At 67.4% G+C, this 12,590-nt stretch carries 14 protein-coding genes and 1 pseudogene; 7 read left to right on the forward strand and 8 right to left on the reverse strand.

The window, feature by feature from the left end; translation table 11 throughout:
- Nucleotides 1–58: 58 nt before the first annotated feature.
- The 6 genes from AC1Z4A_RS04085 to AC1Z4A_RS04110 all read right to left on the reverse strand — a co-directional run bounded on the left by AC1Z4A_RS04085 (nt 59) and on the right by AC1Z4A_RS04110 (nt 4,976).
- Nucleotides 59–388 (reverse strand): histone-like nucleoid-structuring protein Lsr2, encoded by a 330-nt coding sequence (locus tag AC1Z4A_RS04085; RefSeq protein ID WP_483676441.1) that lies wholly within the window; start codon nt 386–388, stop codon nt 59–61.
- A gap of 93 nt (nt 389–481) precedes the next feature.
- Nucleotides 482–1,831, reverse strand: coding sequence for a phosphomannomutase/phosphoglucomutase (locus AC1Z4A_RS04090; protein WP_483676442.1), 1,350 nt, complete (start codon nt 1,829–1,831; stop codon nt 482–484).
- A 72-nt stretch (nt 1,832–1,903) separates the two neighbouring features.
- The gene (locus AC1Z4A_RS04095; RefSeq protein ID WP_483676443.1) at nt 1,904–2,944 is read right to left on the reverse strand and encodes a mevalonate kinase family protein; all 1,041 of its coding nucleotides are present in this window, start codon (nt 2,942–2,944) and stop codon (nt 1,904–1,906) included.
- Entirely contained in the window at nt 2,941–3,828 is an 888-nt protein-coding gene (locus AC1Z4A_RS04100) for a radical SAM/SPASM domain-containing protein (RefSeq protein ID WP_483676444.1), read from the reverse strand. Before AC1Z4A_RS04100 ends, AC1Z4A_RS04095 begins: the two co-directional genes overlap by 4 nt.
- 110 nt (nt 3,829–3,938) lie before the next feature.
- Nucleotides 3,939–4,424 (reverse strand): hypothetical protein, encoded by a 486-nt coding sequence (locus AC1Z4A_RS04105; RefSeq protein ID WP_483676445.1) that lies wholly within the window; start codon nt 4,422–4,424, stop codon nt 3,939–3,941.
- A 408-nt stretch (nt 4,425–4,832) separates the two neighbouring features.
- Nucleotides 4,833–4,976, reverse strand: coding sequence for a hypothetical protein (locus tag AC1Z4A_RS04110; protein ID WP_483676446.1), 144 nt, complete (start codon nt 4,974–4,976; stop codon nt 4,833–4,835).
- Between the two features lie 220 nt (nt 4,977–5,196).
- Here AC1Z4A_RS04110 and AC1Z4A_RS04115 point away from each other — a divergent pair, with 220 nt between their 5' ends.
- The 4 genes from AC1Z4A_RS04115 to AC1Z4A_RS04130 all read left to right on the forward strand — a co-directional run bounded on the left by AC1Z4A_RS04115 (nt 5,197) and on the right by AC1Z4A_RS04130 (nt 7,993).
- On the forward strand, nt 5,197–6,168 hold the full coding sequence (locus AC1Z4A_RS04115; RefSeq protein ID WP_483676447.1) for a helix-turn-helix domain-containing protein: 972 nt from the start codon (nt 5,197–5,199) through the stop codon (nt 6,166–6,168).
- Nucleotides 6,169–6,190: 22 nt separating this feature from the next.
- On the forward strand, nt 6,191–6,394 hold the full coding sequence (locus AC1Z4A_RS04120; protein ID WP_483676448.1) for a DUF397 domain-containing protein: 204 nt from the start codon (nt 6,191–6,193) through the stop codon (nt 6,392–6,394).
- A gap of 273 nt (nt 6,395–6,667) precedes the next feature.
- Nucleotides 6,668–6,814 carry a hypothetical protein gene (locus tag AC1Z4A_RS04125; protein ID WP_235482064.1) on the forward strand — a complete coding sequence of 49 codons (147 nt, stop codon included), beginning with the start codon at nt 6,668–6,670 and terminating at the stop codon, nt 6,812–6,814.
- Nucleotides 6,815–7,993, forward strand: coding sequence for a methyltransferase domain-containing protein (locus tag AC1Z4A_RS04130; RefSeq protein WP_483676449.1), 1,179 nt, complete (start codon nt 6,815–6,817; stop codon nt 7,991–7,993).
- Between the two features lie 57 nt (nt 7,994–8,050).
- Here the strand turns inward: AC1Z4A_RS04130 and AC1Z4A_RS04135 are convergent, their stop codons facing one another.
- On the reverse strand, nt 8,051–8,491 hold the full coding sequence (locus AC1Z4A_RS04135; RefSeq protein WP_483676450.1) for a helix-turn-helix domain-containing protein: 441 nt from the start codon (nt 8,489–8,491) through the stop codon (nt 8,051–8,053).
- Nucleotides 8,492–8,499: 8 nt separating this feature from the next.
- Nucleotides 8,500–9,885 (reverse strand): uracil-xanthine permease family protein, encoded by a 1,386-nt coding sequence (locus tag AC1Z4A_RS04140; RefSeq protein ID WP_483676451.1) that lies wholly within the window; start codon nt 9,883–9,885, stop codon nt 8,500–8,502.
- A 195-nt stretch (nt 9,886–10,080) separates the two neighbouring features.
- Here AC1Z4A_RS04140 and AC1Z4A_RS04145 point away from each other — a divergent pair, with 195 nt between their 5' ends.
- The 3 genes and pseudogenes from AC1Z4A_RS04145 to AC1Z4A_RS04155 all read left to right on the forward strand — a co-directional run bounded on the left by AC1Z4A_RS04145 (nt 10,081) and on the right by AC1Z4A_RS04155 (nt 12,492).
- On the forward strand, nt 10,081–10,464 hold the full coding sequence (locus AC1Z4A_RS04145) for a hypothetical protein (RefSeq protein ID WP_483676452.1): 384 nt from the start codon (nt 10,081–10,083) through the stop codon (nt 10,462–10,464).
- Nucleotides 10,437–11,720, forward strand: a pseudogene (locus AC1Z4A_RS04150) (uracil-xanthine permease family protein); the annotation flags it as partial. The gene AC1Z4A_RS04145 and the pseudogene AC1Z4A_RS04150, both read left to right, overlap by 28 nt.
- A 79-nt stretch (nt 11,721–11,799) precedes the next feature.
- Nucleotides 11,800–12,492 (forward strand): DUF5995 family protein, encoded by a 693-nt coding sequence (locus tag AC1Z4A_RS04155; RefSeq protein WP_483676453.1) that lies wholly within the window; start codon nt 11,800–11,802, stop codon nt 12,490–12,492.
- Nucleotides 12,493–12,590: the final 98 nt, after the last annotated feature.

Raw genomic sequence — 12,590 nt, forward strand, 5'->3', positions numbered from 1 at the left:
GGGGGCCCCGATTGATCTCACTGTGGCTTCGTAGCTCACTTCCTCCGAGCGTTAGCCACTAATGCGCCTTAGCATAAGCCTCTCGAATTTCGGCGGGCACACGGCCACGGTCATTTACGTCGTATCCATTATCCTTGGCCCACTGCCGAATAGTGGCCGTGTCTTCGCTGGGTCGACTCGCCGGCCTGCGCAGCGACTTTCGGCCCTTCCCTTGCTTGCGTCCCGCCTTCATGAATGGGGCGAGGGCTTCAAGCAGACTTTCGTAGCTGTCCGGACCCAGGTCGATTTCGTAGGAAACCCCGTCCAGAGAGAGACTGTGCGTCGATGCTTCCGAGTTCTCCTCACCGGTGAGGTCGTCGGTGGTAATCGTGATGATCTTCTGTGCCATGCGGGGATTATAGGGCCATCTGGGCGGCCTCAATTGACATTTCCGGCAAAGGCTTACTCCCCCTCCTTGGGAGGGGGAGTTGTCCGAGCGGGTTCAGGCGCGCACCAGGGCCAGGACTTCGTCCCGCAGGGCTTCCACGGCGTCGTCGGTGGGGGCCTCGACGTTGAGGCGGAGCAGCGGTTCGGTGTTGGAGGGGCGGAGGTTGAACCAGCGGCCGGCGCCCAGGGTGACGGTCAGTCCGTCCAGGCGGTCTGTGGTGACGCCGTCGAGCTGCTGGTAGATGTTCTCGATTTCGTTGAGCTTGGCGGGCACGTCGGCGACTTCGGAGTTGACCTCTCCGGAGGCGGCGTACCGGGTGTATCCAGCGACGAGTTCGGACAGCGGGAGATCTTGTTCGCCGAGGGCGGCGAGGACGTGGAGGGCTGCGAGCATGCCCGTGTCGGCGTTCCAGAAGTCGCGGAAGTAGTAGTGGCCGGAGTGTTCGCCGCCGAAGACCGCGCCGTGCGCGGCCATGAGGGCCTTCATGAAGGAGTGGCCGACGCGGGAGCGAACGGGGGTGCCGCCGTGCTCGCGGATGATCTCGACCGCCGCGGAGGAGGTGATCGCGTTGTGGACGATCACCGAGCCGGGATGCTTGGCCAGCTCGCGGGTGGCGACCAGCCCGACGATCGCCGAGGGGGGCACAGCTTGGCCGCGCTCGTCCACGACGAAGCACCGGTCGGCGTCGCCGTCGAAGGCCAGGCCGATGTCGGCTCCGGTGGCACGTACCCGCTCCTGGAGGTCTACGAGATTCTTGGGCTCCAGGGGATTGGCCTCATGGTTGGGGAAGGTGCCGTCCAGCTCGAAGTACATCGCGTCGAGTTCGACCGGCAGGCCCGCGAGGACTGCGGGGACGGTGTGGCCGGCCATGCCGTTGCCTGCGTCGGCGACGACCTTGAGCTGGCGGATGCCGGTGAGGTCCACCAGGTTCTTCAGGTGGTCCGCGTAGTCGCCAAGCAGGGCACGGCTGGTGACGAGGCCGCGGGTGCTGGCGGGCACGGGGATGTCGCCGACCTCCAGCCAGTGCCGGATCTGCGCGAGGCCGGAGTCCTCACCGATGGGTGCAGCGCCTGCCCGGCAGAGCTTGATGCCGTTGTCCTTGGCGGGGTTGTGACTGGCGGTGATCATCGCGCCAGGGACGTTCAGCGTGCCGCTGGCGTAGTAGAGGTAGTCGGTGGACCCCAGGCCGGCCATGACGACGTCGGCCCCGGCGCTGGCGGCTCCGTCCGCGAAGGCGTCGGCGAGCTCGGGGCTGGTCGAGCGCATGTCGCGTGCGACGACGATCTTCGGTGCGTCGGTCAGCCGGACGAACAGGGCACCGATGCGTCGGGTGATGTCCGTGTTCAGCTGTTCGGGGACTTCGCCCCGGATGTCGTACGCCTTCACCAGCCGGGAGTAGTCCATATGCTGTGCCTTCTTCCAGAGGTTGATGGGCTTGTCTGAGATTACCGAGGGTCGGCACGCGGGCACGGTTGGTCAGGCCGAGTCTGCGCCCTGCGGGACGGGGGCGGCCACAGGGGTGACGGTCACGCCTTCAGGTTCGGAAGCGGGGAGGACGTGCGTGTGCACGGGCAGGCCGGAGAGGGCGCGGAGGACGGAGTTGATCGCTTCGTCCGGCACCAGCGCGAAGAGGCATCCGCCGTACCCGGAGCCGGAGAGCTTCGCCCCGAGCGCGCCCGCGTTGTTCATCCGGTCCACGCACTCGTCGATCAGCGGGGTCGAGCAGCGCACCAGGTCACGAAGTAGACCGTGGCCGGTGGTGAGCAGTCTGCCGATCAGCCGGTAGTCCACGTCCTGCTGGACCAAGGCTGCGGTGACTGATTCGACCAGGTCGGCGGCCTGCCGGGCGTACGTGTGCATGCTCGTGTCACCAGAGGCGTACCGCTGCCGTTTCGAACTCAGGGCCCGCAGGGTGGTGCGGGGCTGGAGGGTGTCGACGATGACGACGGGGACGCCCAGGGTGCGCGCGAGCCCGTGCGCTCCGGGGCGGTCGCCGGCGCTCACGTGGCTGACGCCGCCGAAGGCAACGGCTACGTAGTCCATCCAGCCCGCTCCGGAGCTCAGTTCCCCGGTTTCGGCTGCTCGGGAGAGGCGGCAGATTGTCGCCAGGTCCGGGGAGGTGCCGTTCATGGTGGAGAGTGCGGTGACGGCAGCGACGGTGACAGCGGCACTGGACGAGAGGCCCGCGGCGACTGGGAGGTCCGTCGTGGCGGTCAGCACGGTGCCTGCGATCTGTTCGGCGGTCTTCAGGGTGACGCGGGCGGCGGCCTGCATGTAGTCCAGCTGGTCGCCGCTGTACTTCCCTTCGGCCACGTGTTCGGCGGAGACGAGGCGGTTGAGGAACAGCGGGCTGCCAGAGATCAAGGTCAGTCCGTCGTTGCCTGTGGTGCGCCAAGCGGTCACCTTTGTGCGCAGGGGGATGGTCGCAACGACGGAGGAGCCTCCGGTCATCCAGTCCAGGCTCTCCCCCGCGAGGCAGAGCCGACCGGGCGCGGTGGCCGTCGCTGCGGCCCTCATCGGCGGGTCTCCGGCAGGGCCTGCACGCACGTCCGGCACGCTGGCGACCGGGTCCAGTCGGCCTTGGCGTGACGGTTGCGCCAGTCGACCATGCTGGGGCTGTTCCACAGCTCGGCGAGCGTGAAGTCAGCGACGTACCCGACGATGTACTGCTGGTGCTGGCCAGGCTCGGGCGCCACGTTGCAGCACATTTTCATCTGGCCGCGGTAGTCCACGCTGATCGACGTCTCGGTCATCCGGCACGGCTCCGTACGCATCGGCAGGAGCCTGGGCACGGTGGCTGTTCCGCCCCGGTCGTTATAGCTGGAGATCTGCGGGCGGATGACTTCGACCTTCATTCCGCTCACTGCGTCTTGCCAGGTCGCGGCGAGCCCCTGCCGGACGGGGGTGTACTGCCAATCGATGCCGCCGCTGAGCAGTTTCCTCTTGCTCAGCCAGGTATGCAGATCCTCGAAGGTGGGCTGTTCGTCCGCGCGGCGGGGGTAGCGGGTGATCCGCAGGTACGCCACGCCTGCGTCGACCATCCGGTCCAGGAGATCCCGGGTGAGCAGATCGCCGTTCGTGTAGATCGCCGGTTTCGCGCCGAGGGCGTCTTTGCGCAACCTGGCGATCTCGTCGAATAGCCTGGCGTTCGCCAACGGCTCGTTGTAGTTGTGGAAGGCGAAGAAGCCGTCGTACCCGAAGGCGCCGAGTTCAGCTGTGATCTTCGTGAAGACCTCCCAGTCCATTAGCTGCTGCTCGCGCCGGGCTCGTGTGTGGCCGTTGGGGCACCACGGGCAGCGCCGGTTGCAGAATCGCGAGGTCTCCACCTCCACGTACCTCAGCCCCTCCAACGTCAAGGCGTCGATGGGGTGGTCACGCGTGTGCGTTTGGTCCTCCGTCACGGGGACCTCCTGTCGGGGTCAGTAAGTGCTGACGAACGTGGCCGCGGCGAGCGCGACGACAGACAGGACGAGCAGCACGAGCGCGGCTGCCGTCCAGCGCTGATCTGGGCTCACCGGGAGGGAGTACGGAGCTGTGGCAGGTGGGCGAGGAACGCATGGTGCGTCTCCAACCACGCCAGCTCGTTCTCGTACTCCTTGTCGGCCGTGCTGATCGCGCTGCGCGAGACGGTGACGATGCCGGTCACGAATCCGCCGGCCACCAGCCTTCGGGCCTCGAGCCAGCCGCGGCGTACGGCTGGGGCCGTCATCCCTTCGCGATCCGTGCACGTGTCGACCAGCGTCCACTCCTGCTCGTGGACGTAGGCACGGATGGCGTCGAGGGCGGGCTCCGGGCTCTCGTAGATCGTCGTCAGCTCGTAGGCCACGACCTTCACGCCTCTGGTGCCGCACGTCTTTATCGCGCTCTCGAAGATGGTCCGGCGTCGAGCGGCCAGCCAGTTGGTCTTCGGCGCGACCGTGCGGGTGGCGGACAGCGGGTGCATCCAGCTGTCGCACTCGTCCGTGAGGGTGTCGGTGAGCAGCGCGTTGCCTTCCACGAGAGGTGGTCCTTCCGGAAAGGGGTGTCGTGGGCGCGGCACAGGCCGGCCGCGCCCACGACATTGGGGGATGCGTCCGCGTCGCACTGCGGGCGCTCCGTCCTGGCCCTTCTCCTCCAGAGGACCAGGACGTGTCAGGTCATGCGCGGGTCCTTCCCTCCGCGCATGACCAGCTGGTGGGGGCCGCCTTCACGGGGGAAGCGGGGCGGCCCCAGTCGACCGGCGGGCATCCCGGGGGCTGGTCGGCGCTTTCGCCGACCCGGGCTGCCAGGGGGTTCCAGTCCCAGCAGGATGTCGTCGCGTACCCCCGTACAGCGACGGCAGCCTGGCCGAGCGCACTGGTCAGGCCGGCCGAGCCGCGTCACGCGGTCGAAGAGGTCGGCGTCCTCTCCGGCGGACACGGCAGATCTAGGGGTGGGAGAGCGGGTGCACCTCCGGGGCGGGCTCCTCGTCCGTCCGCACCTCGCCGTCCGTCGCCGCCAGGGTGCGGGCGTGGTGCGCGTCGTCTCGCCAGTCGGTGTCGATGGCCGGCGAGAAGTGCGGAAGGGGCATCGGGAACATCATGAGGACGACTCCGAAGCTGAGGTGGGGTGGCTGGCCGCCGGATCAGGGCCACGAGCGGCCAGCCGGGGAGGTGCCGCCGAGTCGGCTGTCCGGTCCATCAGCGGCTCAACTACCGTCGCTCAGCGCAAGGTTCATCTGCAAGAGAATCTGAAATAAATACTCACCGTCAGGCACATTGGTATATGACTTTTCAGCACAGGAAGCTGTGATGGCTGCACTGGCTGCCAGACTCGGGCCACAGGATGCCTCACGGCGCGCACAGGACTCTTTGGATCATGCGGACGGGCACGACGAGAGGACACAGGTGGCGGCACGACGCGGACCGACCGGTCACAAGATCGAGTTGGGCATCCGACTGCGCCAGTTGCGCGAGAACGCCGGCCTGACGATGAGGCAGGCCGCCGAAGGGCTGCCGTTCAGCGAGGCGCTTCTACAGCGGGTGGAGACCGGCGAGTTGGCCTTCCGGAAAGTTGGGTACCTGAGAGATCTGCTGGATCGGTACGGTATCGAGGACCGCGAGCTCATCGAGTCGTTGGTCGAGCTGAACAAGGACGCGCACAGTCGGCACTGGGTGACTCAGGTCCGGCAGAAGATGCCGCCCGGCATGACCAAGTTCGTCGGGGCCGAGTCAGAGGCCCGCGGCATGCGGGCCTTCCACCCGACGGTGGTTCATGGACTGCTCCAGACACGGGACTACGCGCAGGCGATCTTCGAGCGGTCGAAGCCCATAGAAGAAACCACGACGCAGTTCATCCGTGACAGCGTTGCAATCCGCATGCAGCGCCAGGAGCCTCTGCACCGGGAGGATGACCCCCTCAAGCTGTGGGTGATCCTCTGCGAGGTCTCGCTCCAGTACGTCATCGGCGGCGACGAGGTGATGATCGGGCAGTACCGGCACATCGCTGCGTTGTCCGAGCGGGAGCACATCCGCGTCCAGGTGCTCCCTACCGCGCACCGGGGGTATCGGTCCAGCAATGACTTCGCCATCCTCGACCTGGGGGAAGGGTTGCCGTCGATGGTGCAGACCGACACCGCCGGGGGTGCCGTCTCGACGTCAGACACACCGGAGGTGGTCGAGCGCTTCGGTCGGAAGTTCGAGGCCATGGCGGCATCCGCGCTTCCGCCCGAGGAAACAACCGATTTCATGCACCGACTAGAACGAGAGTTGCAGAGCCATTAACACTCACATCAGGGCCTCTGACGTGGCCCCGGAAGACGCATGGGTCAAGTCCTCGCACAGCGAGGGCACCGGTAACAGTTGTGTCGAGATCGCACGCCTCCCCCTGGAGGTCGGCGTTCGTGATTCCAAGAACAAGTCCGGCGCCGCCTTGGTGCTGTCGGTGCCGGCGTGGAGCGCCTTCATTGACGAAGTCCGTACGAGGCACCTCGACAACATCACGGGCTGACCTCGGGCTGGTGTCCCTCCTCCTCAAGTCAGGTGAGGAGGAGGGACATCGCCATGGATGGCCCATGGAGTTGTCCGGACCGGGCCAGTCTAGGGGCGTGGACCGCCGGTTCCCAGCATCGTGCAGCCATCGGCATAGGCCGCTGGCATCACCTGCGCAGCGTCTCCACACGGAGTTCGACCGCCGCATGTCCTGAATGCTGCACGCCGCCTTCCGGCCACCCCGCCCAGGCTCTAGCGTGTCCCGTCATCGTCGAGAGAAGGGACGAACACCATGGGGTGGGGCACCGGCAAGGGCGGTTCCGGCGGCGACGGCAGGCACTCAGGCAAAAAAGACTTTAACGACAGCAAAACCACGGACGACACCAAAGATCCGCGTTCAGGTGGGAAGCATAAGAAGGAAGACAAGAAGGACAAGTAGATGTCCCACAGCGTCACCTCCCGAGAGCAGGCCGCCGTAGGCGGCCTGCTCGACGCCATCGAGGAAGACAACGGCGGCCCGCTGCCCAAGCCTTGGGCATCCGCAATCACATCCGTACCCCGGCATCTTTTCCTGCCCCGGGTGATCTGGCAGCACGACGAGCAAGGCGGGTACGCCACGGTCGATGCTGACGCGGAGCCGGACCGGTGGTTCGCTGCCGCTTACGCCGACGACTCGATCGTGACCCAGGTCAACGACGGCGAACCAGCGAACGAAGACGACTCCGTGTTTCCGTCGTCGTCCGCGTCGGCTCCGTCCATCGTGGCCCGCATGCTCACCATGCTTGACCCCAAGCCCGGTCAGCGCGTCCTCGAAGTCGGCACCGGAACCGGCTGGAACGCCGCCCTCCTCGCCCACGTCGTCGGGGCCGAGAACGTGACCACAGTCGAGGTGGACCCGGCACTGGCAGCGCAAGCCGCCACCGTCCTGGACATGACCGCACCGGGAGTACGGGTCGTGTGCGGTGACGGCACCCTCGGCCACCCCGACGGTGCCCCCTACGACCATGTCGAGGCGACCTGCTCGCTCAACGGCATCCCCACGGCGCTGCTGGCACAGACGAAGCCGGGCGGCACCATCCTCACCCCATGGTCACGCCCGTGGTGCGACTTCGGACTCTTGCACCTCACCGTTGACGACCACGGTGGCGGCCGAGGTCACTTCGCCCCCTACGCAGCGTTCATGCGGGCCCGGGGCCACCGCCTCGGCCTCCGCCTTTACCGCGACATCGTGGCTGACGAGCATCAGCCCACGGAGTCCAGGACTCGCCTCGCACCCTGGGATGTCGCCGGCGACGACTACAGCGCCCAGTTCGCCATCGGGCTACGCCTGCCGGACCTGTGGCACATCTGGCACCACGACCCGGAAGTCGAGGGCGTGGAAACCCGCCTGTGGGTAGCGACCGCCGACAAGGCGTCGTGGGCCGCCATCGACTACGACGGCAACACCGAAGAAGAGTTCACGGTGTGGCAGCACGGCCAACGGCGCCTGTGGGACGAGATCGAGTCCGCTTGGCACTGGTACACCGCAAATGGCAATCCCGGCCCGGAACGCTTCGGCCTGACTGTGTCCCCCAGCGGCCACAGCATCTGGCTCGACTGCCCAGACGACATCCAGTAGCAATGAAGCCCCCGGGGCAAGCAAACCCGGGGGCCACCAGCAGACGGTTGAACGAATCTATTGCGGATCGTGTGCGACCGCGGGAAGCCCCTCCAGGGCTCGGGTCTGCTCGATCACCGCCGTCAACATCTGGAGACTGGCCGGAGACAGCCCACGTGCACCCAGCGCGATGTACATGATCGCGGGGTCTCTCCTCACAGCCGCTACGGCGATGTCGGCCCGGGGCTGCGCTGCGGGGGCCTGATCGAAAAAGTAGCTGGGCTCCACGCCGAAGAAGTTTGCAAGGGCTTGGATCGTGGAGCGTGACGGGTTCTTCTTCTGTCCCGACCGCAGTTGCGCAAGCGCACTGGCCGAGATGCCCTTACCGCCGACACCAGCCGCCTTCGTGATGCCCTCGGCGACCTCGGCATTGGTGTAGGGGCCACGCCCGGCCGGGTGGGCGGTCTTGAACAAATGATCCAGAAGCTGTGCGAACGTCGGCTCCGCGCGACCTTCCATGGCATCCCTCACGCAGAACCGCCCGTGCCTTCGTCGTACCCCGTGGTGCCGCCGTCCAGAAGGGGGGCCTCCCGTCGGCTTGCGGCCTGTGAGAGCCAGCGCAGGCAGTGGTAGCCGGTGAGCACGATGAGAGTCCCCAGCGCGATGCCACTCAGCTCGAAGTTGCTGCTGATCTTCAGGCTGACGCCACCGATACCGACGATGACGCCCGCCGCGACCGGTACAAGGTTGAGCGGCTGCCCGAAGTCCACCTTGTTCCGCACCCAGATCTGCGCGCCGAGCAGGCCGATCATGCCGTAGAGGATGACGGTGATGCCGCCCAGCACACCGCCAGGGATGGCTGCGACCACTGCTCCGATCTTCGGGCAGAACCCGAAGAGCAGCGCGAAGCCGGCCGCAGCCCAGTAGGCGGCCGTGGAGTAGACCCGGGTGGCCGCCATGACGCCGATGTTCTCGGCGTAGGTCGTGGTCGCAGGACCGCCCACTGCCGTCGACAGCATGGTCGCCGTGCCGTCCGCGACGATGGCCATGCCCATCTCGTCATCCAGCGGGTCACCGGTCATCTCGCCGACCGCTTTGACGTGCCCCGCGTTCTCCGCGATCAGAGCCACCAGCACTGGCAGTGCGACGAGGATCGCCGAAGCAGAGAAGTTCGGCGCGTGAAAAGTCGGCAACCCGATCCAGTCGGCCTTGGCGACGCCAGAGAGGTCGAGCCGCCAGTGGTCCGTGAGCTTGCCGGACCCGTCGGCCGAGTGGATCTTGCCGGTGGTCAGGTCGAGGACCCAGGACAGCACGTAGCCGAAGAGGAGACCGAGGAAGATCGCGATACGCGACCAGAACCCGCGCAGGACGACCAGGGCAAGCCCCGTGAACAGCATCGTCAGCAGCGCCGTCCACTGATCCTGCGGCCAGTACGTCTTCGCTGTGACCGGAGCGAGGTTGAAGCCGATCAGCATGACGACGGCGCCCGTAACGGCAGGCGGCAGCACAGCGTGGATCACTCGGGCACCGAGTACCTGGATAACGACGCCGCAGGCCGCCAGGACGGCACCGACGATTAGCAGGGCCCCGGTCAAAGTGCCGGCGTCCCCACCCTGGCTCGCGATAACGGCCGCAACCCCAACAAACGAGAGCGAAGACCCCAGGTAGCTGGGAATGCGCCCCCGCGTCATGAGCAGGAAAAGAATCGTCGCGACGCCGGACGCCATCAGCGCCAGGTTGGGGTCCAGACCCATAAGCACCGGGGCGACAAAACACGCCCCGATCATCGAGACAACATGCTGCGCACCGAGACCGGCTGTGCGTCCCCACGACAGCCGCTCGTCAGGCTTGACCACCTCCCCGGGCTTCAGGTGCTTGCCATCTCCATGCAGCTTCCACCCGAAGCCCGCCATGTTCACTCTCCCTCGCACTGCCCCGCACGTCGCAGAGGCCAAGGGGATTCATAGTCGATTGCTTCAGTGGAGGACAAACCGACCGAGCGGCGTTCCGGTGGCGCTCGTGGTCCGGCTCTTGGCGACACGTCTCGAATGAATGAATTGAGGCTCCACCCAACAGAGCGATTCGCACACTGGTTCCCATTTGCGAACATGATCGTTAACATCCCGATCATGGAACTTGGTGAGTACAAGACCGTCGGCGACCGCAGCCCCGTACGCCCTGTGCCTGAGACCGACAGCGCCACGAAGTTCCTCGCCAACACGCTGGCCAACATCGCGGCCTGGCGGGCAGCAGAAGGGGCCTCCAAGCCCTCCGAGGGCGCCTCCGGCGAGGTTGCCGTGCGCTACACCCCGAAGGAGCTTGAGCTGGTCCTCCGGCTCCTGGCTGAGGATGCCAGCCCCGCCGCGATGCGCCTGCTCGACGCCCTCGCGAACGACTCGGAAGAGCGCCTTGGCGATGTCTCCACTGGGGAATGGTTGCCTCTCGCAGCTAGTGATGTAATCTCGGAGCCGCATTTGTCGCGCCCGTTCTGATGGGCCTCGACCCGAACCTCGCGATCATGATGTCGGGCGTCGCCACGATCCTCTTCCTGCTCGCGACGCGCGGCCGGGTGCCCAGCTACCTCGGCTGCAGCCTGTCCTTCGTCGGGGTCGCCGCGATCATCCGGGCCCAGGGCGGCGACAGCGCGGCCGTCACCGGCGCGATCCTCGTGGTCGGCGCGGCGCTGCTGCTGAGCGGCCTCGCGGTACGGAAGTTCGGTGCGCGGATCATCCACGCGGCGATGCCGCCGGTGGTGACGGGCGCCGTGGTCATGCTGATCGGCTTCAACCTGGCCCCGGTCACGGCGAGCACGTACTGGCCGCAGGACCAGTGGACGGCGCTGCTGACCATGCTCTTCACCGGGCTCGCGGTGGTGTGCCTGCGGGGTTTCTGGTCCCGCGTCGCGATCTTCCTCGGCCTTGTCTTCGGCTATGCGATCTCCTGGGTCTTCGACCGTCTCTTCGGCAAGATCCACTCGGTGCACGGCGGCACGCAGGCGGTCGACCACTGGCGCCTGGACCTGTCCGGGGTGGGCAAGGCGGACTGGATCGGCCTGCCCTCGCTGCACGCGCCGAGCTTCGGCTGGTCGGCGGCGCTGGTGGCGCTGCCGGTGGTCATCGCGCTGATCGCGGAGAACGCCGGGCACGTCAAGGCCGTCGGCGAGATGACCGGCGACCCGCTGGACGACCAGCTGGGCACCGCGATCGCGGCGGACGGCGCGGCCACGATCCTCTCCACGGCGGTCGGCGGCCCGGCCAACACCACGTACTCCGAGAACATCGGCGTCATGGCGGCCACGCGCGTCTACTCCACCGCCGCCTACTGGGCCGCGGCCGGCTTCGCGCTGCTCTTCGGCCTCTGCCCGAAGTTCGGCGCGATCGTGGCGGCCATCCCGGGCGGGGTGCTGGGCGGCATCACGGTCATCCTGTACGGCATGATCGGCCTGCTCGGCGCGCAGATCTGGGTGCACAACAAGGTCGACCTGCGCAATCCGCTGAACCTGGTGCCGGTCGCGGCGGGCATCATCATCGGCATCGGCGGCGTCAGCCTGAAGATCAGCGAGAACTTCGAGCTGAGCGGCATCGCCCTCGGCACGATCGTGGTGATCACCGGCTATCACACGCTGCGCGCCCTGGCCCCGGCCCATCTCAAGGCTCAGGAGCCGCTGCTGGACTCGGGCACGAGCGGCTACGACGACACGGCGGCGGGCGCTGCGGGCGGGGCCGACCCGGCACCGCGCGAGGCGTGACACCCGAACCGTTCACCCGTTCGGAGTAAATACCCTACGGACTCGACCACGCTCCGTATCCATCTGTCACTCTGCGTGTATGACGATGACGCGAGCGCAGCCGACGGCAGCCGTCGGCATCGACGGGGTACTGGCGCGGATGCGGGGGCTGGAGGCCGCGCTGCCGCCGAGGGACGGCGTGGCCGTCTTCAACAAGGTGTATCTGTCGGTCACCGAGGAGGTCGCGCGCCGGATGGCGGCGGGCGGCTTCCCGGACCGGCAGGCCGCCGCGGAGCTGGACGTGCGGTTCGCCAAGCGGTTCCTGCACGCCGTCGACGAGGCGTGCGCCGGGCGCAGACCGCCGTCCTGCTGGCGTCCGCTGTTCCAGTTGCGGGGCCACCCGGCCGTGCGGCCGCTGCAGTTCGCCCTGGCGGGCATCAACGCCCACATCGGCCACGACCTGCCCCTGGCCCTCCTGGAGACGTGCCTGGCCATCGACGCCGGACCCCGGACCCTGGAGGGCGACTTCGACCGGGTCGGCGAGCTGCTGGTGGCCGTGGAGGAGCGGATCCGCGAGGAGCTGATGCCGGGGCCGGATCTGCTCGACGTGGCCGATCCGCTGACCCACCTGGTGGGCTCCTGGACGCTGGAGGCCGCGCGGAGCACCGCCTGGGCGTCGTTCCGCACGCTCTGGGCGATGCAGGACCTGCCCGAGCTGGCGGAGGAGTTCACGGACCGCATCGACGCGAGCGTGGGGATGGTGAGCCGATGCCTGCTGACGCCCCTGGGGTGAACGGGCACCGCCGCCGCACCCTCGGGCGGGCACGGCGGCGGTTACTGCAATTGCTGCGACTGCCGCGGTTACGGGGCCTGCGGCCGCCGGAACCGTCC

The organism is Streptomyces sp. 17_S59 (genome assembly GCF_056930295.1).

What these genes read in the sequence shown, in the direction of transcription:
- AC1Z4A_RS04135 (WP_483676450.1), bottom strand. Translation starts at nt 8,491, where the DNA reads ATGGAAGGTCGCGCGGAGCCGACGTTCGCACAGCTTCTGGATCATTTG.
- AC1Z4A_RS04090 (WP_483676442.1), bottom strand. Translation starts at nt 1,831, where the DNA reads ATGGACTACTCCCGGCTGGTGAAGGCGTACGACATCCGGGGCGAAGTC.
- AC1Z4A_RS04125 (WP_235482064.1), top strand. Translation starts at nt 6,668, where the DNA reads ATGGGGTGGGGCACCGGCAAGGGCGGTTCCGGCGGCGACGGCAGGCAC.
- AC1Z4A_RS04085 (WP_483676441.1), bottom strand. Translation starts at nt 388, where the DNA reads ATGGCACAGAAGATCATCACGATTACCACCGACGACCTCACCGGTGAG.
- AC1Z4A_RS04130 (WP_483676449.1), top strand. Translation starts at nt 6,815, where the DNA reads ATGTCCCACAGCGTCACCTCCCGAGAGCAGGCCGCCGTAGGCGGCCTG.
- AC1Z4A_RS04095 (WP_483676443.1), bottom strand. Translation starts at nt 2,944, where the DNA reads ATGAGGGCCGCAGCGACGGCCACCGCGCCCGGTCGGCTCTGCCTCGCG.
- AC1Z4A_RS04110 (WP_483676446.1), bottom strand. Translation starts at nt 4,976, where the DNA reads ATGCCCCTTCCGCACTTCTCGCCGGCCATCGACACCGACTGGCGAGAC.
- AC1Z4A_RS04155 (WP_483676453.1), top strand. Translation starts at nt 11,800, where the DNA reads ATGACGATGACGCGAGCGCAGCCGACGGCAGCCGTCGGCATCGACGGG.
- AC1Z4A_RS04145 (WP_483676452.1), top strand. Translation starts at nt 10,081, where the DNA reads ATGATCGTTAACATCCCGATCATGGAACTTGGTGAGTACAAGACCGTC.
- AC1Z4A_RS04140 (WP_483676451.1), bottom strand. Translation starts at nt 9,885, where the DNA reads ATGGCGGGCTTCGGGTGGAAGCTGCATGGAGATGGCAAGCACCTGAAG.
- AC1Z4A_RS04115 (WP_483676447.1), top strand. Translation starts at nt 5,197, where the DNA reads ATGGCTGCACTGGCTGCCAGACTCGGGCCACAGGATGCCTCACGGCGC.